Annotated in this window: 19 protein-coding genes and 1 other RNA gene; 12 read left to right on the top strand and 8 right to left on the bottom strand. The window is 63.7% G+C overall.

What is annotated here, in order from left to right; all coding sequences use genetic code 11:
* Positions 1-506 precede the first annotated feature (506 nt).
* Complete coding sequence (locus FJV80_RS06255) at positions 507-1,424, bottom strand: DMT family transporter (protein WP_142875907.1); 918 nt, start codon at positions 1,422-1,424, stop codon at positions 507-509.
* Positions 1,425-1,726: 302 nt separating this feature from the next.
* Here FJV80_RS06255 and FJV80_RS06250 point away from each other — a divergent pair, with 302 nt between their 5' ends.
* Positions 1,727-2,947: an alanine racemase gene (locus FJV80_RS06250; protein ID WP_142875905.1), complete on the top strand. Its 1,221-nt coding sequence runs from the start codon at positions 1,727-1,729 to the stop codon at positions 2,945-2,947.
* Here FJV80_RS06250 and FJV80_RS06245 read toward each other — a convergent pair.
* Positions 2,944-3,675, bottom strand: a complete 732-nt coding sequence (locus tag FJV80_RS06245) for an SDR family oxidoreductase (RefSeq protein WP_142875903.1) — start codon at positions 3,673-3,675, stop codon at positions 2,944-2,946. The two genes, FJV80_RS06250 and FJV80_RS06245, sit on opposite strands and share 4 nt — an antisense overlap.
* Before the next feature lie 130 nt (positions 3,676-3,805).
* Between FJV80_RS06245 and FJV80_RS06240 the strand changes: the two genes are divergently transcribed.
* Entirely contained in the window at positions 3,806-4,714 is a 909-nt protein-coding gene (locus FJV80_RS06240; protein WP_142875901.1) for a LysR family transcriptional regulator, read from the top strand.
* Positions 4,715-4,739: 25 nt separating this feature from the next.
* Here FJV80_RS06240 and FJV80_RS06235 read toward each other — a convergent pair whose 3' ends face one another.
* Together FJV80_RS06235 and FJV80_RS06230 are read right to left on the bottom strand one after the other, a co-directional pair.
* Positions 4,740-5,918, bottom strand: coding sequence for a lytic murein transglycosylase (locus tag FJV80_RS06235; RefSeq protein ID WP_142875899.1), 1,179 nt, complete (start codon positions 5,916-5,918; stop codon positions 4,740-4,742).
* 261 nt (positions 5,919-6,179) lie between these two features.
* Positions 6,180-6,980 (bottom strand): GH25 family lysozyme, encoded by an 801-nt coding sequence (locus tag FJV80_RS06230; RefSeq protein WP_095790802.1) that lies wholly within the window; start codon positions 6,978-6,980, stop codon positions 6,180-6,182.
* A gap of 281 nt (positions 6,981-7,261) precedes the next feature.
* Here FJV80_RS06230 and FJV80_RS06225 point away from each other — a divergent pair, with 281 nt between their 5' ends.
* The gene (locus FJV80_RS06225) at positions 7,262-8,641 is read left to right on the top strand and encodes a serine hydrolase (protein WP_142875897.1); all 1,380 of its coding nucleotides are present in this window, start codon (positions 7,262-7,264) and stop codon (positions 8,639-8,641) included.
* Positions 8,642-8,692: 51 nt separating this feature from the next.
* Here FJV80_RS06225 and FJV80_RS06220 read toward each other — a convergent pair whose 3' ends face one another.
* The 3 genes from FJV80_RS06220 to FJV80_RS06210 all read right to left on the bottom strand — a co-directional run bounded on the left by FJV80_RS06220 (position 8,693) and on the right by FJV80_RS06210 (position 14,520).
* Complete coding sequence (locus FJV80_RS06220; RefSeq protein WP_142875895.1) at positions 8,693-9,433, bottom strand: class I SAM-dependent methyltransferase; 741 nt, start codon at positions 9,431-9,433, stop codon at positions 8,693-8,695.
* Positions 9,430-10,728 carry a DUF3419 family protein gene (locus FJV80_RS06215; protein WP_095787732.1) on the bottom strand — a complete coding sequence of 433 codons (1,299 nt, stop codon included), beginning with the start codon at positions 10,726-10,728 and terminating at the stop codon, positions 9,430-9,432. Before FJV80_RS06215 ends, FJV80_RS06220 begins: the two co-directional genes overlap by 4 nt.
* Before the next feature lie 159 nt (positions 10,729-10,887).
* Complete coding sequence (locus FJV80_RS06210; RefSeq protein WP_142875893.1) at positions 10,888-14,520, bottom strand: hydantoinase B/oxoprolinase family protein; 3,633 nt, start codon at positions 14,518-14,520, stop codon at positions 10,888-10,890.
* 181 nt (positions 14,521-14,701) lie between these two features.
* On the opposite strand from FJV80_RS06210, the gene FJV80_RS06205 reads away from it, so the two are divergent.
* From FJV80_RS06205 to FJV80_RS06175, 7 genes are all read left to right on the top strand, one after another.
* Positions 14,702-14,914: a hypothetical protein gene (locus FJV80_RS06205; RefSeq protein ID WP_142875891.1), complete on the top strand. Its 213-nt coding sequence runs from the start codon at positions 14,702-14,704 to the stop codon at positions 14,912-14,914.
* Between the two features lie 155 nt (positions 14,915-15,069).
* Positions 15,070-15,789 (top strand): DnaJ family molecular chaperone, encoded by a 720-nt coding sequence (locus FJV80_RS06200; protein ID WP_095773931.1) that lies wholly within the window; start codon positions 15,070-15,072, stop codon positions 15,787-15,789.
* Positions 15,786-16,541, top strand: a complete 756-nt coding sequence (locus FJV80_RS06195; RefSeq protein WP_095773932.1) for an N-acetylmuramoyl-L-alanine amidase — start codon at positions 15,786-15,788, stop codon at positions 16,539-16,541. Before FJV80_RS06200 ends, FJV80_RS06195 begins: the two co-directional genes overlap by 4 nt.
* A gap of 209 nt (positions 16,542-16,750) precedes the next feature.
* On the top strand, positions 16,751-17,455 hold the full coding sequence (locus tag FJV80_RS06190) for a transglycosylase SLT domain-containing protein (RefSeq protein WP_095787734.1): 705 nt from the start codon (positions 16,751-16,753) through the stop codon (positions 17,453-17,455).
* A 77-nt stretch (positions 17,456-17,532) separates the two neighbouring features.
* Positions 17,533-17,932, top strand: an RNA gene (gene rnpB, locus FJV80_RS06185) — RNase P RNA component class A.
* A gap of 167 nt (positions 17,933-18,099) precedes the next feature.
* Positions 18,100-18,375 (top strand): type II toxin-antitoxin system ParD family antitoxin, encoded by a 276-nt coding sequence (locus FJV80_RS06180; protein ID WP_095773934.1) that lies wholly within the window; start codon positions 18,100-18,102, stop codon positions 18,373-18,375.
* Positions 18,323-18,670, top strand: a complete 348-nt coding sequence (locus FJV80_RS06175) for a type II toxin-antitoxin system RelE/ParE family toxin (RefSeq protein ID WP_142875889.1) — start codon at positions 18,323-18,325, stop codon at positions 18,668-18,670. The genes FJV80_RS06180 and FJV80_RS06175 overlap by 53 nt, the downstream gene beginning before the upstream one ends.
* Before the next feature lie 8 nt (positions 18,671-18,678).
* Here FJV80_RS06175 and FJV80_RS06170 read toward each other — a convergent pair whose 3' ends face one another.
* Positions 18,679-19,794, bottom strand: coding sequence for a cystathionine gamma-lyase (locus FJV80_RS06170; RefSeq protein ID WP_142875887.1), 1,116 nt, complete (start codon positions 19,792-19,794; stop codon positions 18,679-18,681).
* 406 nt (positions 19,795-20,200) lie between these two features.
* On the opposite strand from FJV80_RS06170, the gene mraZ reads away from it, so the two are divergent.
* Together mraZ and rsmH are read left to right on the top strand one after the other, a co-directional pair.
* Complete coding sequence (mraZ, locus tag FJV80_RS06165) at positions 20,201-20,659, top strand: division/cell wall cluster transcriptional repressor MraZ (protein WP_095773937.1); 459 nt, start codon at positions 20,201-20,203, stop codon at positions 20,657-20,659.
* The gene (rsmH, locus tag FJV80_RS06160; RefSeq protein WP_142875885.1) at positions 20,656-21,672 is read left to right on the top strand and encodes a 16S rRNA (cytosine(1402)-N(4))-methyltransferase RsmH; all 1,017 of its coding nucleotides are present in this window, start codon (positions 20,656-20,658) and stop codon (positions 21,670-21,672) included. The genes mraZ and rsmH overlap by 4 nt, the downstream gene beginning before the upstream one ends.
* Positions 21,673-21,674: the final 2 nt, after the last annotated feature.

Genomic DNA, 21,674 nt, shown 5'->3' with positions numbered 1-21,674 from the left:
GCCCAAAAGTGGCCCCGGCTTTGGGAGAACGACATGCATAAAAACAAAGACTTAAAGTGCGTCGCATGAATCCGTTCAGACGTGACGCGCTTCAGCCTAAACAGCAAAAGGCCGGGTAAAAACCCGGCCTTTCGAATTGTTTAGACTATCTGGTGCTGGTCTTCCCCGTCTTGGCGGGTTCAGGGAAGGACGCCCATAATGAGGGCGCCGATGAAAGCAAACGCAGCACAAATCATCAATGCGTTGATTGGCCTCGTAAGTCCCATGACATAGCCTCCTCTTAAAGAGCTATGCCTGAGAGTCTAGGTCCATTTGTGCCACAGGCAAGCGGAAAATGTGCTGCATTGCGACGTGATTGTGAAATTTGCGACTCTGGTTTTGCCGTTAGCCGTTGAAACTCTTCGGCAAAAACCCGCTTCATGCCTGTGAATAAATTATGGCGGGGGCGTGTCGATGCTGTGTCATGGCAGCGCTACCGCCGCGAAAGTCGGCTTTGATTTTCGCGCTTAACGCTGTCCAAGGACACGTCCGTCGATTGTGAGAAGACCGAGGCCGATCAGCACCACGCCGCCGATCTCGAACAGTTCCAGCCGCTCGCCCAGGAAAAGAAAACCGAGCAGCATGGCGCTGGCCGGCACGATCAACGTGACCAGCGAGGCGTTGGTGGCGCCGGCCGAGGCGACGAGGTTGAAATAGAGGATGTAGGCGAAGGCGGTGGAGAGCAGCGCCAGTGCCAGCACCGCCGCCCAGACTGGCGGCGAGGCCGAGAACAGGCCGGCGGGGCCGTGCGCCAGCAGAACGACCGGTATCATGATGATGGTCGAAGCGGTCAGCTGCCCGGTGGCGATGACCGGCGAGGGCACGCCCTTGAATCGCCGGGCGACCATCAGCGCGACGGCATAGGACAGCGACGCGCCGATCAGCGCGAACTTCGCCCAGACAGGGCCGCCAAGCCCGGCGAGCAGGCCGGGACCGATCATGACGGCGGTGCCGGCGACGCCGAGCCCAATGCCGGCGAGCTTGTTCCAGGAGAGCTTTTCGTCCGATGTCAGCGCGTTGGCGAGGATCAGCGTCCAGAACGGCGTCGTCGCGTTGAGCACCGAGGCGACGCCAGCGCCAAGCTCGGTCTGGCCGGCGAAGATCAGCGAGAAGGGGACGACATTGTTGGTGAAGGCCAGCAGAAAGAACAGGCCAGCATGCGGAAAGGCAAGGCGGAACGATGGGCCGCGCAGGCCGAGATAGATCTGCAGCGCGATTGCCGCTATGGCGACGCGAAACAGCACCAGCGCCAGCGGGTGAAGCTCCGCCACCGCGATGCGGGCGAAGAAGAACGAACCGCCCCAGATGGCACCAAGCAGCAGCAACTGCCCCCAGTCGGCGAGGGTCATCGGTCCGCGTGGTGCGGATGTGGCGGCAATTGCCATGTAGATCGTCCTCCCCCGACATGCCGGCTCGAATGTCAGCCGGCCAGGCACAGGCATATCGGGTCTGCCGGCAAGCGCCACCCGAAACCTGATCGCTGGCAGACGACGCTGCCAACACTACCGCCGCGGCGTCAGGTGCACGAGACACAGAATTGTTTTCATTGCAGCGCCGCGCGTCCTCGGATGCTGCAAGACTCATATTTGGCGCATGATCCTTTCCGAAAGTCGAAATCGACTTTCGGGGTCATGCGCTAGCCGCTAGCTTGGATTAATTGTGCGCAGCCGAGATCGAGGATTCGTCAATGCAGCGATTCGAGAATGCCCGCGAGGCGGCACTGGCGCTTCGTCCCGACGATCCGGTCTATTGCTTCCGCCCGCAGGTGCTGAAGGCCGATGCCAGGCAGTTCATGGGCATGTTCCCCGGCAAGACCGCCTATGCGGTCAAGACCAATGGCGAGCAGATCGTGCTGAAGACCTTGGTCGAGGCCGGCGTCACCGCCTTCGACGTCGCTTCGCCCGGCGAATTCGCTGCCGTGCGCGCCGTCTCTCCCGATGCCGAGATGCTCTACATGCACCCGGTCAAGGCGCAGTCCGACATCAAGCTGGCGCTGGAGAAGTACGTCATCCGTGTCATTTCGCTCGACCATGAGGACGAGATCACCAAGCTGACGCGGGTGGTGCGGGCGCTCGACATCGACCCTGGCTCGATCAGCGTGTTCGTGCGCATCCAGACGAAAGGGTCGGCGGCCTACGAATTGTCGAAGAAGTTCGGCGCCGGGCCGGCCTATGCCGTGGAGCTGGCAGAGCGGCTGAACCGCACCGGCTACAAGGTCGGTCTGTGTTTCCATGTCGGCAGCCAGATCGAGGATCCCGATACCTATGAGCGGGCGCTGGCCTCGGCCGACTGGGTGCGCAACCGGCTGACCTTCGACATTGCCGGGCTCGATGTCGGTGGCGGCTTTCCAGCCGAATATGGCCACGATCCCAACCGCAAGCAGATCGAGATGCCCTCGCTCGGCCAGATCATGTCGCGGCTCTCCGGCGACCTGAAGGAATATCAGTTCGACCAGATGCCGCTGGTGGCCGAGCCGGGCAGGGTGATCGTGGCGCGCTGCCTGTCGCTGATCGTGCGCGTGCTGCTGCGCAAGGGCAAGCGGCTCTACATCAACGACGGCATCTGGGCATCGCTGTCGGATTCATGGACCGGCAAGATCACGCTGCCGGCGCGCTTCATCCCCGATCCGGCGATCAGGACCCGCAATGGCGCTGAAAAAAACATCGTCCCGTTCAAGGTCTGCGGCGCGACCTGCGATTCCGTCGACATCCTGTCCAGGCCATTCTGGCTGCCGGAAACCGTCGATACCGGCGACTGGATCGAAATCGGCCATATCGGCGCCTATTCGCTGTCGCTGAGGACCCGCTTCAACGGCTTTTACCCCGACACATTCGTCGAGGTGACGACACCGTTCGACGAAGGCGACGCGCCGCAGGGCTTCGCCAGCCTGGAGACGATGGCGGATTAGGCCACGCCACCGCCGGCCTGGATGTTCTCGCCGGTCAGCCAGCGGGCGTCGTCGCTGGCCAGGAAGACCGCGACATCGGCAACGTCGCGCGGCGCGCCTATCCTGCCGAAGGGCGACATTCCGGCGGCCACGGCGCGATCGCGCTCTGGAAGCAGGTCCGTGTCGGTGAAGCCCGGCGACAGCGCATTCACCGTGATGCCGCGCGGCCCGAGCTCACGCGAGAGCACGCGGACGAACTGTTCGACGGCGCCCTTGGTGCCGAGATAGAGCGCCGTCTGCGTGAAGAACATCTTCGTGCCGCCGGAGGAGACGGCGATGATCCGGCCGCCATCGCGCACCCGGCGCGCTGCTTCCTGAAGCGTGAAGAAGGTGCCCTTGGCATTGGTGCCGAAGACCTGGTCGAAATCGGCTTCCGTCACCTCGGTCAGCGGCTTGATGACGGCGACGCCGACATTGGCGACGACGATGTCGATTGCGCCCAGCCTGCTCTCGGTCTCGTCAAACAGGCGGCGGACATCGGAAACGCTTGATATGTCGGCCTGGATGGCGAGCGCCTTTCCTCCCTTGCTGGCGATGCCGGCGACGACCTCATCGGCGGCTTTCCGGTTGCCGACATAGTTGACGGCGACGGCAGCGCCCTGGGCGGCGAGGCCTTCGGCGATGGCCCGGCCAATGCCACGCGAACTGCCGGTGACGATTGCGGTTTTGCCGTGCAGAGACTGGGACATGATCAATTTCCTTCAACCATTCCGGCCCGCGGCTTTGCCTGCGATGTGGCCGATGGCTGAGAGATAGTGGCATGCAATTGATCAGATAATGACCTATTATCTGATTGGCTTGTTAATCCAAGGGTACATAATGCGCGGATCCGAATTCACCGAGCTCAAGGCATTTTCCGCCATCGTCGAAGAGGGCAGTTTCGTCCGTGCCGCCGCAAGGCTGCGCGTGTCGCCGCCGGCGCTCAGCCAGTCTATCCGGCAGTTGGAGACGCGCATCGGCGTCAGGCTCCTCAACCGCACGACGCGCAGTGTCTCCGCGACCGCCGCAGGCGACGCGCTTTTTTTGCGCCTTGCCGTCGCCTTTGATGAACTGGAAAGCGCCATTGCCGATGTTCATGCGGCGCGCGATCGGCCGGCGGGTTCGCTACGCATCAATGTGCCGCGTGTCGCCGCGACGCGATTCATCGCGCCGATCCTCGGGGACTTTCAGCGCAGCTATCCCGATATCGCGCTGACCGTCATCGTCGATGACACGCTGGCAGACATTGTCGAAGGCCGGTTCGATGCAGGAATCCGGCTCGGCGAGCGGCTGGAGAAGGACATGGTGGCGGTGAAACTGAGCGAGGATTTGCAGATGGCCGCGGTGGCCGCTCCCGCCTATCTCGAGAACCGGGCCGTACCGCGTCATCCGCAGGAACTGCACCAGCATCAATGCATCAAATTCCAGTGGCCGGGCGGCGGCAACCTCTATCGATGGGAGTTCGCGCGCGGCAAACGGGTCCTGGAAATCGCCGTCGAAGGCAGCCTGACCGTCAACGATACCGAGCTGATGCTCAATGCCGTGCTGGATGGCGTGGGCATTGCCTACATGTTCGAATACCAGGTTCGGCCCTGGATCGAGCAAGGCAGGCTGGTCCGTTTTCTGGAAGCCTGGTCGCCCAGCTTTCCCGGCTTCTATCTATACCACCCAAGTTCACGGCACGTGCCGCCCGCCTTGCGGGCGTTCATCGATTTCGTGCGGGCGAGGAGAGCAGGCGCTAGCCGGTAGCGAGGACCTCAAGATTGGCGGCCCCTCACAGCTTCGCCAAAAGCTCCGATGTCGGCCAGCCGTCCACCGGCAGGCCAAGCCGCATCTGCTCCTTGCGGATCGCTTCGCGGGTGTTGGTGCCCAGAATGCCGTCGACCGTGCCGACGTCGTAGCCTCGGGCCTCGAGCTTGGTCTGCAGCGCCTTCATCTGCTCGTTGTTGAGGCCTTGTTCCGGGTTGCGCGGATCAAGCGGCGGCGCGCCGGCGAGCCGTGCGGCGAGATTGGCCGCGGTCAGCGCATAGGTGAAGGACTGGTTCCATTCGAGATAGACGTCGAAATTGTCATAGGTGAGGAAGGCCGGGCCCTTGCGGCCCATGGGCAGCGCCAGGCCTGCCTTGAGGCCCTTGTCGACAAGCGGCGAGCCGTCGGGATTGGTGATGCCCCACTGCGCCCACTGTGTCAGCGGCAATTTGTTGGTGCGCCCGGTCTGATCCCAGGGCATCTCGTCGGGCACCCGCACTTCCTGGATCCAGGGCTCGTCGCGCTTCCAGCCGCGCGACAGCACCTTGTTGGCCGTGGTCATGATCACATCGGGCACGCTGTTGCGCAGGTCGATCTTGCCGTCGCCGTCGCCGTCGACGCCCCGGCCCAGATAGTCCGAAGGCAGGATCTGCGTCTGGCCGATCTCGCCGGCCCATGCGCCCTTGACGTCGGCCGGCAGCACGCCGCGATCTATGAGCTGCAGAAGCGGCACCAGCTGCTGGCGAAACAGCTGCGGGCGCCGGCAATCATGCGAAAGCGTCACCAGGGCGCTCAGCGTATGGAAATCGCCCTGCACGGCGCCGAAATCCGTCTCCAGCGCCCAGAAGGCGGTGATGACAGGCGCCTGTACGCCAAACTGCTGGTCGGCGCGGGCGAAGACATCCGCGTATTTCTTCATGTTCGCCGCGCCTTGCTTCAGCCGGTAGGCCGAAATCATGCGGTTGGAGAACTCGATGAAGGTCTGGGTGAAGACGCCCTGGGCGCGGTCGCGCGCCAGCGCCCGCTCGTCAAAGGTGGCATCTTCCAGCGCATCGAGACCGACGGCGCCGACACCGGCCGCCTTGGCTTCCGCCGCCACGCCCTGTTTCCAGGTTTCGAAGTCGCCGCCGCATTCCTGCGCTATCGCCGGCAAGGCCGTGGCGCACAGGAATAGCGCCGCGAGGGCTTGGGAACGCAGTCGCATCAGCTTCCTTTCGAACGAAGAGGGCATTGTCGTGCTGGCTGAACGCCCAACGCCCTGAATTACCGGCGGTTGCACCCTACCGCTGGCTGTGTCGAAAAGCAGGCGGCAGGCCCGGTGTCAACGGGTCTTCTGCGGCAGCCCCTTGTTCCATGGGCTTCGCTGCCGTTGAACCGGTGTCAACGGGTGTTCTGCAGCGGCCACTTGTTCCATGAGTTTCGCTGCCGTTGAGCCCGGTTCAACGATAGTCCGTTGAACCAGACGTCAACGGGTGTTCTGCCGCAGCCACTTGTTCCAGGCGGCTTCCGAGCCGTTGAAGACGTTGATGTCTGATTTGCCGGTCATGCCGGGGACGATGCCGGTTCCGGTGTACTGCCAGAAGGTGAAGGGGTGGCTGCCGTATTTTTCGCGCGGGTGGCCGGCGACCGAGCGCAGCCAGTAGGGGTAGCCGCGGAAGGTCGACAACTGGTTGTCGTCGAAGAAGTCGACGGAGGTATAGATGATCGGCTTCTTGCCGTAGTGCCGTTCGACGATCTGGAGGAATGTGGTCATCTCCGCACGCACCGTGGCGGCGTCGGGACGCAGCCTGCAGGTCGGCGATTTCGGGTTCCATTCCATGTCGAGAACCGGCGGCATGGCGGAGCGGTCGACGGGAACGTTCTGGATGAACCAGCGCGCCTGCTGGGCGGCCGGGGTGCAGAAATAAAAGAAATGATAGGGCGCGCGCGGAACGCCGGCGGCTTTCGTGCGCGCCCAGTGCTCGTTGAAATACTCGTCGAAGCGGTCGCCGCCCTCGGTCGCCTTGATGAAGGCGAAGGAAATGCCGCTCGCCCTGGCTGTCGGCCAGTCGACCGAGGTCTGGTACTTGGAAACGTCGGTGCCGTGAACGGCATAGTTCCACGGCGCGCCGCTGTCCCATTCATGTGGCTTGGAATCCTCGAAGCGGGGAGCACGCACGGCGACCGTCGGGCTGCTGGACCCGGATGGCGACAGCGGCGACAGATCGTCCACGGTCGAGCAGGCGCCAAGCAGCGTCAGCATGAAAAGGGCCGCAAGACGGCGCATCACAACTTCCAAGCCGGAAACAGCCGGTCGCTGATGGGTCTGTGAACCGATGGCCGACGATTGGTCGAGCCCCCTCCGGGCGATCGCCCCACAGCATCGCCCAGTCTATCCCTTTTGTGCATGTCCCAAAACCGCAGCGCGCTTTTGGGCGACATGCATCCTGTGATCGCCGATCATGGTTGATAATCCGTTGACGGCGCTCGACAAGAGCCCTGATTTTGCGGGAGCAATGGCGGCAATTCGATGACATAAGGGTCGGGCGAAAGCCCGGGAGGAAGCAGATGCGGTTCGTCGTCAAGATCGTCAAATGGCTGCTTGGACTGATCGTTCTGGCGGTCGCCGGGCTGTTTGGCTGGCTCTACATCGCGCCGCCCGAACTGATCCGCGTCGGTTCCGGCTATTCGGCCAAGATCGTCTGCTCCAACGTCTTCATTGCCGGGCGCGATGCCAACGAAGTGCTTGCCGTCGACGTGCAGGCGCCAGGCCACCCGCTGTTGCGGCTGATGCGGGTCTCGGTCGACAAGAACCGGGGAACGGTTTCGGCGGGCCTGCTGGGCTTCCTCGGCAAGAGCGAGGCGGTTTCCCGCGATGGGCTGGGCTGCGCCTCGATCCCTGACGGCGATGTCGGCAAGGCGCGGCGCACGACGGTCCATGTCGAGCCTTCGGCAACGAGCCTGGATACGCTGTGGCCCGAAGGCGAGCGGGTCGAGGCATCGCAGGATCCGGTGATTGCCAAGCTGCTCGACGATGCGGCGCTGACCGGGGCAGGCATGCGCGCGGTGGTCGTGGTCAAGAACGGCCGCATCGTCGCTGAGCGCTATGGCGACGGCTTTTCGGCCAAGACGCCGCTGCTCGGCTGGTCGATGACCAAGACGGTGAACGCCGCGATCGTCGGCACGCTGGTCAAGGACGGCAAGATGGCCGTCGACAACAAGGGCCTGTTCGCGCCGTGGAAGGCGGACGGCCGCGCCGCTATCAGCCTTGCCGACATGATGGCAATGTCGAGCGGGCTGGAATTCAACGAGGACTATGGCGACGTCGCCGATGTCACGCGCATGCTCTATCTCGAGCCCGACATGGCGGGCTTTGCCGAATCAAAGCCGCTGGCGGGCGAGGTCGGCAAGGTGTTCACCTATTCGAGCGGCACGGCGGTGATGCTGTCGCGGCTCTGGCAGGACGCGATCGGCGACAAGGCCAAGGCGCTGACGTGGCCGCGCAGCGCATTGTTCGGGCCGCTCGGCATGCACAGCGCGGTGCTCGAAACCGACGAGCAGGGCACGTTCGTCGGCTCGTCCTATCTCTACGCCACGGCGCACGACTGGGCCCGCTTCGGCCAGTTCCTGCTGCAGGGCGGGGTGTGGAACGGCAACCAGGTGCTGCCGGCCGGCTTCGTCGACTGGATGCGCGAGCCGGCGCCTGCCTCGACAGTCTACGGCAAGGGCCAGTTGTGGATCGAGGCGCCGGGCGATGAGGAAAATCCCGGCGCCGGCGTCGCGGCCGGCCTGCCCAAGGACACCTACTGGATGGAAGGGCACGACGGCCAGACCGTCGCCATCATTCCCTCGGAGCAGCTGGTGATCGTGCGGCTGGGGCTGACGCCGGCCAAGCTCGGCTATCGTCCGCAGACGATGGTGGGCGCGCTGGTGAAGGCCCTGCATTAGGACCTTTTACCCTTGATGGGGAGGTCGGCGCGCAGCGCCGGGGTGGGCTGCCTAGCGCTCCACCCCCACCCGCGCCTTCGGCGCGACCTCCTCCATCGAGGGGGAGGTGAGGTTGTGCGGTCCAATCACGCCCAGCCAGGCATAACCGCGATAAAGCGTGCGGAAACGGAAGGTTGCGCCGGCTTGCCGAGATTCCGATTCCAGGACTTCGCGCAGGGATTCACGCGGCGTGACGTGGAATTTTTTCAACCACCCGCGCAGCAAGGTCCGGAACCAAGCCGGCAAGCCTTCCTGCTGGCCGAAATCGACGACATGCAGGGAGCCGCCGGGGGATAGTGCCGCAAGAGCCGCCGACACCGTCTTCTCCCAACCAGGAATCATCGACAGCGAATAGGAGACGAAGACACGGTCGAAGCGCTCGATGCCGTAAAGTGCGGCGGTGTCGAAATCGGTGGCGTCGCCTCGTGCCAGCGTGACGCGGCCTGACAGGCCTTCGCGGTCGATCGCCTTGCCGGCCGTCTCCAGCATCTCGGCCGAAATATCGAGGCCGAAGAAGCGGGCATCGGGGTAGCGGCGGGCGGCGAGGATGATGTTGCGGCCGGTGCCGCAGCCGAGTTCCAGCACGGTGCCGCCTTGCGGCACCTCAAGCCCATCGATCAGCCGGTCGCGGCCGAGCAGGTAGTATTTGCGGGTCAGGTCGTAGATGTGGCGCTGCCAGCGGTAGACGCCATCCATCAGTTCGGCATGATTGGCCTTGAATTCGGGGCTGGCCGGCAGCTCGGTCGTGCTCATGCGGCGCGCTTCACATAGAGGTGGAAGCCGCCATAGATGGCGGAGCGGTCGCGGGCCGAGAATTCGCGCGAGGCCTCGTCCTGATAGTCCCACTGGTCCAGCAGCGAGGTTGAGACGCGGCCCGGCAGCAGGCTGGGCTCGGCGGCGGTGCGGAAGATGACGCGGGCGCCAGCGGAGGCGGTGCGGCTGATTTCCGACCACAGCGCGTTGAGCTGGTCATCGGTCATCCAGTCCTGCGCATCGAGCAGGATGAAGCGATCGACGGCACCCGCATCCTTGCCGGCCAGGAACTCGATCAGATTGGCATGGTGGATGGCGACGCGGTCGACATTGCCGCGGATGGTCTCGTAATTCTGCTTTTCCAGATAGGCCGGCAGGGCGGCCTCGCCGGGCTCGGGATAGCGGCGGGCAAAGGCCTGCCAGGCGAAGTAGTTGTTTTCCAGGGGAAAATCGCAGGCGAGCTTCTCCAGCCGAGCCTTGAGCACGCTGGCCATGGTACCGTCGCCTGATGTGATCAGGGAATCATATTGCGCCGGCGGAATGCCGAGGCCGAATAGCGAAGCCTTGCGCGAGGTCGCCCATTTCAAAAGCTTCCTGTCGAAGACGGGCGCCAGTTCCTCGTTGAAGAAGCGGCGCTGCTCGCCGAGGTTCCTGGCTTCCATCATGCGGGCCGGGTTGACGCCGAAGAACTTTGCCGTGCGATGGCCCATGGCGATGAACAGGCCGAGCAGGCCGGTCTGGTAGAAATTGCGGTCGAAAACACCGATGCGACGGCGACCACGCCAGTTGCGGCGTTCCCAATAGTGGCGGCTGACCGGATCGAGATGCGGCGCGATGAAACGGTCATAGGCTTGCGAATTGTGGCTGGTGTCGGCGGCGCCGAAGAAGCGGAACAGGTCGCCCTGCGAGGGCAGGCGGCGCACCGCCTCCAGCTTCATGCGGTTCAGCGCGATGTGGGCGGCATTGAGGTCGACGGCGTCGATCCGTGCCGGCGATCGGGTGAGGTAGGCCAGGATGTTGCAGCCGCCGGAAGCGATTGTGACGATGCGATGGCCCTGGCCAAGCTGCATGGCCTCCATGTCGACATCGGGGTCTTCCCAGATCTGCGGATAGACGAGGCCGGAAAACAGGAAGGCGAACAGCCGCTCGGAGATGCCGGCTTTCGAAAGCGCGCGGTTCTGGTAGACGGCTTTTCCAACTTCCTTGCCGCGGCGAAAAACCAGATCCGAGGATACGTCCGTCATGACAAAGTGATTCCCCATTTGCTTTGCCGCAAGCGGGTAACCCAGGGTCATGACAGGCCGGTGACAGCCGGAGGCATCGATAATTCTACTGCGGCGGCCATCTGACGCGGCCTTCCGCGCCTCGGGTGCTCGCGGACTCCGACGTCCGCTCCGCTCCGGTTCTCGAAAGCCACGTCACCTGACTCGCCGCAGCGAATTCTCGAAGCTCCCTCAGGCGGGTCCAAACCCGCCCGGCGTCGGCGTGATCAAAATAACGGCATCACCGGCCTCGAGCACGGTCTGGTCGCAGGCCTTCAGCATGTCGATCGTGCCGTCCTTGCGGCGGATCTTGGTCGAGCCGACCTCGCCGTCGCCGCCACCGTCCAGCCCCTGAGGCGGGCGGTTGCGGTGCGAGGACAGGATCGCGCATTCCATCTTCTCGAGGAAGCGGATGCTGCGTTTGGTGCCGTCGCCGGCGCTCCACTTGCCCTCGCCGCCCGATCCCTTACGGATGTGGAAATCCTCCAGCACCACGGGAAAGCGCAGTTCCAGCACTTCGGGATCGGTGAGGCGCGAATTGGTCATGTGGGTGTGCACGCCGGAAGTGCCGGCAAAGCCGCGGCCGGAGTTCATATGGCCGGCCGGCGAGCCGGAGCAGATCGTCTCGTAGTACTGGTACTTCTTGTTGCCGAAGGTAAGGTTGTTCATCGTCCCCTGCGCATTGGCCATGGTGCCCATGGCGCCGAACAGCGCGTTGGTGACATGCTGCGAGGTCTCGACATTGCCGGCGACGACGGCGGCGGGGTAGGCGGGCTTCAGCATGCAGCCGTCGGGAATGACGATGTTGATGGGCCGCAGACATCCGGCATTCATCGGGATCATGTCCTCGACCATGACACGGAAGGCATAGAGGACCGCGGCGCGGGCCACCGGCTCCGGCGCGTTGAAATTGTTCTTCATGACGGGCGATGTGCCGGTGAAGTCGACCGTCGCTTCGCGCGTTTGCCGGTCGACCGATATCTTCACCTTGATCACCTGGCCGGTGTCGGTGGGATATTCATAGGCCGATGTATCGGGCAGCCGCTCGATCACCCGCCGCACGCTCTCGGCCGCATTGTCCTGGACGTGGCCCATATAGGCCTCGACGACATCGAGGCCGAAATGCGCGGCCATCTTGCGCAGTTCGGCGACGCCTTTCTCATTGGCGGCGATCTGCGCCTTGAGGTCGGCAATGTTCTGGTGCGGGTTGCGGGCCGGGTAACGATGGTCGGTGAGCAGCGCATGCAGCTCTTTTTCGCGGAATTTGCCGCGGTCGACGATGCGGAAATTGTCGAACAGCACGCCTTCCTCGTCGACCGTGGTGGCGAGCGGCGTCATCGAGCCGGGGGCGGTGCCGCCTATATCGGCGTGGTGGCCGCGCGAGGCCGCCCAGAACAGGATCTCTTTCTGGGCGTCGTCGAACACCGGCGTCACCACGGTAATGTCGGGCAGATGTGTGCCGCCATTGTACGGTGCGTTCAAGGCAAAGACGTCGCCTGGGTGGACGTCGCCGGAGTTCAGCCGGATGATGGTTTCGACCGAGCGGTCCATCGAGCCCAGATGCACCGGCATGTGCGGCGCGTTGGCGACCAGCGCCCCTGTATGGTCGAAGACGGCGCAGGAGAAATCCAGCCTTTCCTTGATGTTGACGGAATAGGCGGTGTTCTGCAGCGTGACACCCATCTGCTCCGCGATCGACATGAACAGGTTGTTGAAGACTTCGAGCATCACCGGATCGGCGTCGGTGCCGAGGGCGGCGGCGCGCGCCTTCTTTGCCGTGCGGCGGATCACGACATGGTTGAGGTTGGTGATTTCGGCCCGCCAGCCCGGTTCGACGACAATGGTCTGGTTCGGTTCGATGATAAGAGCGGGGCCGGCGACCAGATTGGATGGGCGCAGGTTCTCGCGACGATGGATGCCGGCTTCATGCCACCGGCCTTCGGTGTAGATGCGCCGCGTTCCGGAAGCGCCGGCTTCAATCCGTGCGGGCCCGGCGGGCGCATAGGCCTCGGCGCTGCTCTCGCCGATTTCGCTGCCCTCGACGCCAACCGTCTCGACGATCATCGGCTTGTCGTCATAGACGAAACCGAATTGCGCCTTGTGGGCGATTTCGAAGTCGCGCCTTGCCTGGAAAATCGAGTCGCTTTCGAAATTCACCGGCAGCGTCGTGTCGGTGCCGTCATAGCGGATGTGGAGCACGGGCTTGGCGGCCACCGCGTCCTCGGCGATGCCTTGCACGGCCAATTCGGCGATCACCGTCTTTTTCAAGGTGGCGATGAGGCTGGCGATCTCGGTTCGGGACTCCTCGGCAAGCGGTTTGAGCAATGCCTGCTGGCGCGAGGCAAAGACCGACGCCAGGCCGATCCCATAGGCCGAAAGCAGGCCGGAGAAGGGGTGGATCAGCACCGCTTCCATGCCGAGCGCATCGGCGACCAGGCATGCGTGCTGGCCGCCGGCGCCGCCGAAGCAGTTCAAGAGATATTCGGTGACGTCGTAGCCGCGCTGGACGGAAATCTTCTTGATGGCGTTGGCCATGTTCTCGACGGCGATGGTGACGAAGCCCTCGGCAACCGCTTCCGGCGAGCGGCGGTCACCGATCTGGTCGGCCAGGGCCGCGAATTTTGCGCGCACGGTCTCGACGTCGAGCGGCTGGTCCTGGCCGGGGCCGAAGATCGCAGGGAAAAAGTCCGGCTGCAATTTGCCGAGCATGACATTGGCGTCGGTGACGGCGAGCGGACCGCCGCGCCGGTAGGCGGCGGGTCCGGGATTGGCGCCCGCTGAATCGGGCCCGGCGCGAAAACGGCCAGCCTCGTAATGCAGGACCGACCCGCCGCCGGCGGCGACGGTGTGGATACGCATCATCGGCGCGCGGACACGCACGCCGGCGACTTCGGTATCGAAAGCGCGCTCGTACTCGCCATCGTAATGGGCAACGTCAGTGGAGGTGCCGCCCATGTCGAAGCCGATGACTTTTTCGAAGCCGGCGAGCTTGGCCGTCTCGACCATGCCGACGACGCCGCCGGCCGGACCCGACAGCAGTGCGTCCTTGCCCTGGAACATGTCGGCGGCGGTGAGGCCGCCCGACGACATCATGAACATCAGGCGAGGGGACTGGTCGCCATCTCTCGCCGCGCCCAGTTCTCCCGCCACCCTTTGCACATAGCGTGACAGAATGGGCGAGAGATAGGCGTCGACCACGGTGGTGTCGCCGCGGCCGACCAGCTTGATCAGCGGCGAGACCTCATGGCTGACCGAGACTTGGGCGAAGCCGATCTTGCGGCAGACCTTTGCCACCGCCTTCTCGTGATCGGGGTATTTCCAGGCATGCATGAAGACGATGGCGACGGCATCGATGCCGTCGGCCTTCGCCTGCTCGATCGCGGGCCGGCAAGCGGCGATGTCGAGCAGTTGTTCGACGCGGCCATCGGCGAGCACGCGCTCGTCGATCTCGATGACGCGCTCATAGAGCTGCTCGGGAAGGATGATCTCCTTGGCAAAGATGTCGGGCCGCGCCTGGTAGGCGATCCTCAGCGCATCGCGAAAGCCCTTGGTGATGAGCAGGAGCACGCGGTCGCCCTTGCGCTCCAGGAGCGCGTTGGTGGCGACCGTGGTGCCCATCTTGATGTCGCCGATAAGCCCGGACGGGATCGCGGCGCCCGGGTCAACGCCGAGCAGGTCGCGGATGCCCTGGATGGCCGCATCGGCATAGGCTTCGGGATTCTCCGACAGAAGCTTGCGCGGATGCAGCCCCGCTTGCGGATCGCGGCCGATGACATCCGTGAAGGTGCCGCCCCGGTCGATCCAGAAATCCCATTTCGCGGTCATGGCGGCTGTCTCCGGCATTTTTCGTTGTCAGCTTTCGTTGTTAATGCGCCAATGCATCGGCGGCAACGCATCCCGTTGATGTTACACGCGGAAACGCAACGTTACGAAACTCATGACCGTGTCGCGCATTTCCTCTGCGACCGTTCACCGCAACGTGAGCGTGTGTTGAAGGAGAGATATTATGAAAAAGCTCATTCTGGCTTCCGTGTCCGCCCTTGCCCTGCTGGGCGTCGCGGCCTGCAGCGACAGCGGCAAGGGCACTGACACCACCACCACGCAGAGCACCAATCCGCCTGCTGCTGAGCAGCCGATGAAGCCCGCGGCTCCGGCCGACAATTCGACCAAGCCCGCCGAGCCGACTCCGGCAACGCCTGCTCCTGCGCCTGCGCAGTAGCTTGTAGTGAGTAAGCAGTAAGCGTGTCTTGGGAGAAAGGCCGGCATGATGCCGGCCTTTTTCGCGGGCCGATCCATCGATCTGTCGGGGCGGCTGTCGTTCACAACCCCGTTATTGGCTTGATAGCATGGACCGGTTCGCTCTAAGAAGCGGCCATGTCGATTTGGGACCGCCTCGGCGACTTCATCACGCGGGTATCGTCTTCAGCCTCGTCGGGCGTTGCCGATGTGGTGGAGGCCGTGCGCACGGTTTTTTCCGGCGATGCGGACCTGCGCCGCCGCGTAGCCTTTTCCGTGGCGATGATCGCGCTCTCGGCCAAGATGGCCAAGGCAGACGGCATCGTCACCCAGGACGAGGTTCGCGCCTTCCAGGAAATATTCGAAGTGCCGCCCAAGGAGACGCGCAACGTCGCGCGGCTGTTCGATCTCGCCCAGCGGGACGTGGCTGGTTTCGAAACCTATGCCGAGCGCATGGCGCAATTGTGCGGTTCGGGACATTCCAATTGCGTGATGCTGGAAGACATACTCGACGGCCTGTTCCACATCGCCAAGGCCGATGGGCTGGTGCATGAACGCGAAGGCATCTTCCTGCACCGTATCGCCGAGATCTTCCGCATCGAAGAGGCGCATTACGAGTCGATCCTCGCCCGGCACGTCAATCTTGGCGCCGGCGATCCCTATGTCGTGCTCGGCATCGAGCGCGGCCGGCCGTTCGAGGAGGTCAGGAAGCGCTACCGCAAGCTGGTCTCAGACAACCATCCCGACCGGCTGATCGCGCGTGGCCTGCCGCAGGAATTCATCAAGATCGCCACCACCAGGGTCGCGGCTATCAACGCCGCCTATGAAATGATTGAGCGGGGCCTGCGGCACGCATGAGTGGCTTCCTGCCCGACGAGCCGAGCGCCGAGGTCAGGGTATCGCCAAATTTTGGGCCAAGGCGTGATGCGCTGAAACCCGACATGATCGTGCTGCACTACACCGGCATGGCGACCGGCGCCGGGGCGGAAGCCTGGCTATGCGATCCGGCGAGCGAGGTTTCATCGCACTATCTCGTGCATGAGAACGGCCACATCGTGCAGATGGTCCGGGAAAGCGACCGCGCCTGGCACGCCGGCAAGAGTTCCTGGTTCGGACGCACCGATATCAATTCCTGCTCGGTGGGCATCGAGATCGTCAATCCTGGCCATTCGTTGGGCTATGCCGGGTTTCCCCGGCGCCAGATCGAGGCGGTGATCGGCCTGTGCAAGGGAATTACCGCGCGGCATGCGATCCCCGCCATGCGGGTGCTGGCGCATTCCGACGTGGCACCGGGCCGTAAGATCGATCCGGGCGAGAAGTTCCCATGGGCCGCCCTGTTCATGGCCGGTGTCGGCCACCTCGTGCCGGCCGCACCCATCAGGCGCGGGACCGCGCTGAAACCCGGCGACAGCGGTACCGATGTCGAGGCGTTGCAGTCCATGCTGACGCTCTATGGCTATGGCGTCGAGATATCGGGTGTTTTCGACCATCAGACGCGGATTGTCGTCGAGGCGTTCCAGCGGCATTTTCGGCCCCGTCTGGTCGACGGGCTGGCTGATGGCTCGACCATGCGCACGCTGCAGAAGTTGCTTGCCTCGGTGAGCGGATAACGCGGGGCAAGGCGCCGCCCAAGTAATCTTTTCCCCTGTCAGGTTACAAACTGTCACTCAAAGTGACTTGCCCCGCCTTCATTGGCGCCAATTCGGGCCTCAAAGGGCAATTCGTACAGTTTGTCGGATCTCCAGCCCCCGGATGTTCCGCTATTAATCAAGCAGCGCCACGTGAATATCTTCGCGTGGTCCAGACAGAACAGGATCACATGCAGAAATTGACCGTTGTAACGGCAGCTCTTGCTGCCGGCGTAGTGACTTTTGCCTTCAGCGCGGCTGATGCCGCGACATGGAGCCCCCGGGCAGATCAGGGGCTCGTCGCGGTGACCAAGGGCAAGGCCACTTCAGCCAAAAGCAGCAGCAGCCTGAAGGCAACGGCGAAGCAGGCTTCCGCCAAGGTGGAAAAAGCCAGCTCGACCAAGGCGAAGAAATCCTCCGCCAAAAGACGGACGACGCGTGGCCGCAAGACCGTCGACATGACGACAACGGCATCGATCGGTCTCAGGAACGTCGCTGCGTCGACGGCAGCGGTGGCCAGCAGCGGCCAGTATTCCGCGATCGTTGCCCGCTATGCGGCAAGCTACGGCGTTCCGGTGTCGCTGGCCAACGCCGTCATCACGATCGAGAGCAACTACCGGCCGAACATGGTCGGCAGCGCCGGCGAGATCGGCCTGATGCAGATCAAGCCGGCGACGGCGCGGATGATGGGCTACAACGGTTCGGCCAAGGGCCTGTTCGATCCCGACACCAACATCAAATACGGCATGAAGTATCTCGCTCTGGCGCAGAACCTTGGCGGTGGCACGACCTGTGGCACGATCCTGAAATACAATGCCGGCCATGCCGCGACGCGGATGAACCCGATCTCGGCCGCCTATTGCAGCAAGGTCAAGGTTCAGATGGCCGCGCTTTGATAGCAAGTTGCGAGAGCCGGCGGACAAGCCGGCTTTTTCATTTGCGTTTTCCCGGCTTAACCCCTTTATACGCCTTGCCAGCTGGCTGGGCGGCCGCACTCGCAAACGCCGAAAGGCCGCGAGTGAGGAAAGTCCGGGCTCCATGGAGACACGGTGCCGGTTAATGGCCGGCGGGGGCGACCCCAGGGAAAGTGCCACAGAAAGCAAACCGCCACGACTTTGTCGGGGTAAGGGTGAAAGGGTGGGGTAAGAGCCCACCGCGCGACTGGCAACAGGAGCGGCACGGTAAACCCCACCGGGAGCAAAACCGAATAGGGGCGGTGCGAGGGGACACCCTCGAGGGCTGTTTCCGGCTCACCGTCCGGGTAGGTTGCGTGAGGCGCATGGCAACATGCGCCCAAGATGAATGGTCGCCACGTTCTCGTCCCGCAAGGGGCGAGGGCCATACAGAACCCGGCTTACAGGCCAGCTGGCAGTTTCGTCCTCGAAGAGAAGTCCTTTGAGATCAGCAGGTTGTGCCCTCGGGCGCGCCTGTCGATTCAAGTCTTTTCGGCTATTCGCCTACAAGAACCCAGCTCGGCCTCACTTGAAGCTGGTGCGATTAAATCCTACTGTGGTCCGAGAACGATATCGGGAGCCCTATCATGGGACAGGTCGACAAGCGCAGCATCACGCTCTCGCCGGAACTGGCGCAAGCGGTGGACGACGTGGTCGCCGCCGGCGAATATGCCTCGGCGAGCGAGGTCATCCGCGATGCGCTGCGGCAGTGGAAGGACCGTCGCGATCTCTTCGGCTATACGATCGAGGAACTGCGCAAGTTGGTGCAGGAAGGGATCGACAGCGGGCCGGGACGATTTGCATCGATGGATGAAATCAAGGCCGAGGCACGGAGACGCTTGCGATCTGACGACGCGGCATGAATTTTCTGCCCATCGTCCAGAACGCACGGAAGACGATCTGATCGCGATCTGGCTTCATGTTGCGCGCGACAACGAGGCCGCAGCCGATCGGCTGCTCGACCGCTTCGAGGCGCGGTGGCAGCAACTGGCTTCCTTTCCCTCCTCAGGCGCGCCACGTGACGACATTGGGCCTGGCATCCGTCATCTGGTCGTCGGCGAGTATCTCACTCTGTATCGCGTCGGCGACGACGCGATCGAAATTCTTCGCGTGCTGCACGGCCATCGCAACATCGAGGCCGACGACCTCGGTTCGTGATCGGCCTGTCAGGCGCTGATCCTGTCCAGCGACGTCTCGATGGCCTTCCAGAGTTCTTCCACCGGTTCGCAGCCGACTGACAGACGTACAAAGCCGGGCGGTACCGCATCGCCTCGCTTCGAGCGCCGCTCGGCCGAAGTGTGGACGCCGCCGAAGGAGGTCGCGGCCTCTATCAATGGGCAATTGTTGATGAAATCCTCGGCCTTGTTCTCGGACGCGAGCTCGAACGAGATGAGGAAGCCGAAGCGCTCCATCTGGGCGCGGGCGAGGTTGTGCGACGGGTCGCCGTTCAGGCCGGGAAAACGCAGGCCACGCACCGCGCGATGTTCTCTCAGCCGCTGCGCGATCGTTTCGGCGGACGAGCACATGCGGTCGAAGCGCACTTCCAGTGTTTCGAGGCCGCGATGCACCAGCCATGCCTCGAACGGCCCGGGAATGCCGCCGGCCATTGCGCGCCAGTCCGTCACCTTGGTGATGATGTCGGCGTCGCGGCTGGCGACGTGGCCGAACAGCACGTCCGAATGGCCGTTGACCGCCTTGGTGTCGGCGGAGACGACGACATCGGCGCCGAAGTCGAGCGGACGCTGGCCGAATGGCGTCATTGTCGTGTTGTCGATGACAAGGATCCCGCCTTGTTCGTGGACAGCCTTGGCAATCGCCGAGATATCGCAGATGTCCAGCCGCGGATTGGACGGGGTTTCCACGAAGACCAGCGAATAGCCTTTGAAGCCGCCGTCAAGGAAGGTCGGCGTCGGCCTGGTATCGCAGGTGATGCCGAGCGGCTTCAGGAAGCGTTCGGCCATCGCGCGCGTCGCATGATAGCCGTCCGCCGGCAGGAGCACGCGATCGCCTGATTTCAGGAGCGCGAAAAACACCGACGAAATCGCGCCCATTCCAGAGGGAAAACTCACGCATTGCGCATCTTCCAAATGGCCGAGCACATGTTCCACGGCGCGCCAGGTTGGATTGTCGTAGCGGCCATATTGATCGACCCCGGTCTCTACACCCGGCGTGTGAAAGATCGACGCCATGGTCAGCGGCAAGGGGATCGGATCGCCACTGGCGAAATCGCGGCTGCGCAAATGCGAAAGTTCGGCGGCGCGTGACTTTGCCGTCTCGGACATGAGTTCGATCCTTGTTTTTGGGCGGAAGACGTCGCTCGACGCTATGCGCGCGGGTGATCGGCGGCAAGCCAGGTCTTTTGGGCCAGCGGGCTCTAAACGCTTCGTTAGGCTTAATGGATCATAAAGACGGGACGTGCCGTAACGGCTGCTCGGATTGGTCGCGATGCCCGTGTTTATGAAGCCTATTCCCGTTGACGCCCATAGTGCCCCATGATATCCCATCGAGACATCACAGCCTTCGTTCCGCGTCAGGGTAAAGCGTACGCCAGTCGGGCAGCCGCGGCGGCTGCGCGTTTGCCGGTTTTTGCCCGTGCGGGCGAGGCTGATACGGGGCAGGGAACGCGCAGCGGCGGCGCGTGCGAGACGATGAAGAGGGGTGCGGCGGCGCAAGCGGCCGTAGCGTTTAATGGACCGGTTTCTGTCGAACACGGTGAGCAGGATCGATGCGAAGGGGCGGGTGTCCGTTCCTGCGCATTTCCGCGCCGTCGTGCAGAAGCGCGGCTATTCGGAACTCTATGCATTGCGCTGCCTGGATCTGCCGGCGATGGATGTCGGCGGGCTGGATCTGCTCGACCGTTACGAGCAGCGTATCGCGCAGGAAGATCCCTTTCTGCAGGCGGCGGACGACATGTCGTTCTTCTGCCATGGCGACGGAGCGTTCCTGAAACTCGACCAGGACGGCCGCATCACGATGAGCGATTTCATTCGCGAGCATACCGGCATCTCGGCGGAAGTGGCCTTTGTCGGGCGCGGCAATTTCTTTCAGATCTGGGAGCCGGGACGGCTTGCGGCCTATGGGGCGCAGGCGCGGGCCAGGCTTTTGCAGCTTCGGCAGGGGACGAAGCCTGGGGAGCGACCGGAATGACGGCGGGCCACGGCGATGACGTCCACGCCGTTGGCGGATCGGTCCGCCACATTCCGGTCCTCCTTGGCGAAGTGCTCGAGGCACTGGCGCCGGCGGAGGGCGACATCATCATCGACGGCACGTTCGGCGCCGGCGGCTACACCAAGGCCATTCTGGCGACCGGCGCTTCCGTCGTCGCCATCGACCGCGATCCCGACGCGATCGCCGCCGGGCGCGATCTCGAGGCGCAATCGGGCGGCCGGCTGAGGCTGGTGCAGGCGCCGTTCTCGACGCTGGACGAGCATGTCGAAAGCGCCGACGGCGTCGTGCTCGACATTGGCGTGTCCTCCATGCAGCTCGACCAGGCCGAGCGCGGCTTTTCCTTCCGCTTCGACGGGCCGCTCGACATGCGCATGGCGCAGGCGGGCCTGAGTGCGGCCGACGTCGTCAACAGCTTCAAGCCGGGCGACCTTGCCCGCATCTTCGGCTTCCTCGGCGAGGAGCGTCACGCCGGCCGCATCGCCCGCATGATCGAGGCGCGCCGCGAAAAGAAGCCATTCGAGCGCACGCTGGAACTGGCCGACGCCATCGAAACGCATATCGGCCGCGCGCCGAAGGACAAGATCCACCCGGCGACCCGCGTCTTCCAGGCGCTGCGCATTTTCGTCAATGACGAACTCGGTGAACTGGCCAAGGCATTGTTCGCGGCCGAACGCGCGCTGAAGCCGGGCGGGCGGCTCGCCGTTGTGACGTTCCATTCGCTGGAAGACCGCATCGTCAAGCGCTTCATCGCCGACCGCGCCGACGTCGCCACGGGATCACGTCACCTGCCCGAGGCGCATGCGCGCACGGCGACCTTCCGCAAGGCGGGTGGCGGTGTGACGGCTGATGATGCCGAGGTCGCTGCCAATCCGCGCGCCCGCTCGGCCAGGCTGCGCGCGGCGATCCGCACCGAGGCGCCGGCGCGCGCCGGCGATTTTTCGATTTTCGGCCTTCCAAAGCTTCCCGGCATCGATCGGCCGGGGGAGAGGTAAGC

Origin of the sequence: Mesorhizobium sp. WSM4310, assembly GCF_007003935.1 — a bacterium.
Classification (GTDB): domain Bacteria; phylum Pseudomonadota; class Alphaproteobacteria; order Rhizobiales; family Rhizobiaceae; genus Mesorhizobium.
The sequence above is the reverse complement of the archived record's forward strand: the minus strand, read 5'-3'. Positions and strand labels throughout refer to the sequence as shown.

Excerpts from the sequence above, each read along its gene's own strand:
- FJV80_RS06210 (WP_142875893.1), bottom strand. The coding sequence starts at position 14,520 with ATGACCGCGAAATGGGATTTCTGGATCGACCGGGGCGGCACCTTCACG.
- FJV80_RS06255 (WP_142875907.1), bottom strand. The coding sequence starts at position 1,424 with ATGGCAATTGCCGCCACATCCGCACCACGCGGACCGATGACCCTCGCC.
- FJV80_RS06175 (WP_142875889.1), top strand. The coding sequence starts at position 18,323 with ATGAAATCAAGGCCGAGGCACGGAGACGCTTGCGATCTGACGACGCGG.
- FJV80_RS06220 (WP_142875895.1), bottom strand. The coding sequence starts at position 9,433 with ATGAGCACGACCGAGCTGCCGGCCAGCCCCGAATTCAAGGCCAATCAT.
- FJV80_RS06225 (WP_142875897.1), top strand. The coding sequence starts at position 7,262 with ATGCGGTTCGTCGTCAAGATCGTCAAATGGCTGCTTGGACTGATCGTT.
- FJV80_RS06180 (WP_095773934.1), top strand. The coding sequence starts at position 18,100 with ATGGGACAGGTCGACAAGCGCAGCATCACGCTCTCGCCGGAACTGGCG.
- FJV80_RS06235 (WP_142875899.1), bottom strand. The coding sequence starts at position 5,918 with ATGCGACTGCGTTCCCAAGCCCTCGCGGCGCTATTCCTGTGCGCCACG.
- FJV80_RS06200 (WP_095773931.1), top strand. The coding sequence starts at position 15,070 with ATGTCGATTTGGGACCGCCTCGGCGACTTCATCACGCGGGTATCGTCT.
- FJV80_RS06230 (WP_095790802.1), bottom strand. The coding sequence starts at position 6,980 with ATGCGCCGTCTTGCGGCCCTTTTCATGCTGACGCTGCTTGGCGCCTGC.
- FJV80_RS06250 (WP_142875905.1), top strand. The coding sequence starts at position 1,727 with ATGCAGCGATTCGAGAATGCCCGCGAGGCGGCACTGGCGCTTCGTCCC.
- mraZ (WP_095773937.1), top strand. The coding sequence starts at position 20,201 with ATGGACCGGTTTCTGTCGAACACGGTGAGCAGGATCGATGCGAAGGGG.
- FJV80_RS06170 (WP_142875887.1), bottom strand. The coding sequence starts at position 19,794 with ATGTCCGAGACGGCAAAGTCACGCGCCGCCGAACTTTCGCATTTGCGC.
- FJV80_RS06215 (WP_095787732.1), bottom strand. The coding sequence starts at position 10,728 with ATGACCCTGGGTTACCCGCTTGCGGCAAAGCAAATGGGGAATCACTTT.
- FJV80_RS06195 (WP_095773932.1), top strand. The coding sequence starts at position 15,786 with ATGAGTGGCTTCCTGCCCGACGAGCCGAGCGCCGAGGTCAGGGTATCG.
- FJV80_RS06240 (WP_142875901.1), top strand. The coding sequence starts at position 3,806 with ATGCGCGGATCCGAATTCACCGAGCTCAAGGCATTTTCCGCCATCGTC.
- FJV80_RS06245 (WP_142875903.1), bottom strand. The coding sequence starts at position 3,675 with ATGTCCCAGTCTCTGCACGGCAAAACCGCAATCGTCACCGGCAGTTCG.
- rsmH (WP_142875885.1), top strand. The coding sequence starts at position 20,656 with ATGACGGCGGGCCACGGCGATGACGTCCACGCCGTTGGCGGATCGGTC.
- FJV80_RS06205 (WP_142875891.1), top strand. The coding sequence starts at position 14,702 with ATGAAAAAGCTCATTCTGGCTTCCGTGTCCGCCCTTGCCCTGCTGGGC.
- FJV80_RS06190 (WP_095787734.1), top strand. The coding sequence starts at position 16,751 with ATGCAGAAATTGACCGTTGTAACGGCAGCTCTTGCTGCCGGCGTAGTG.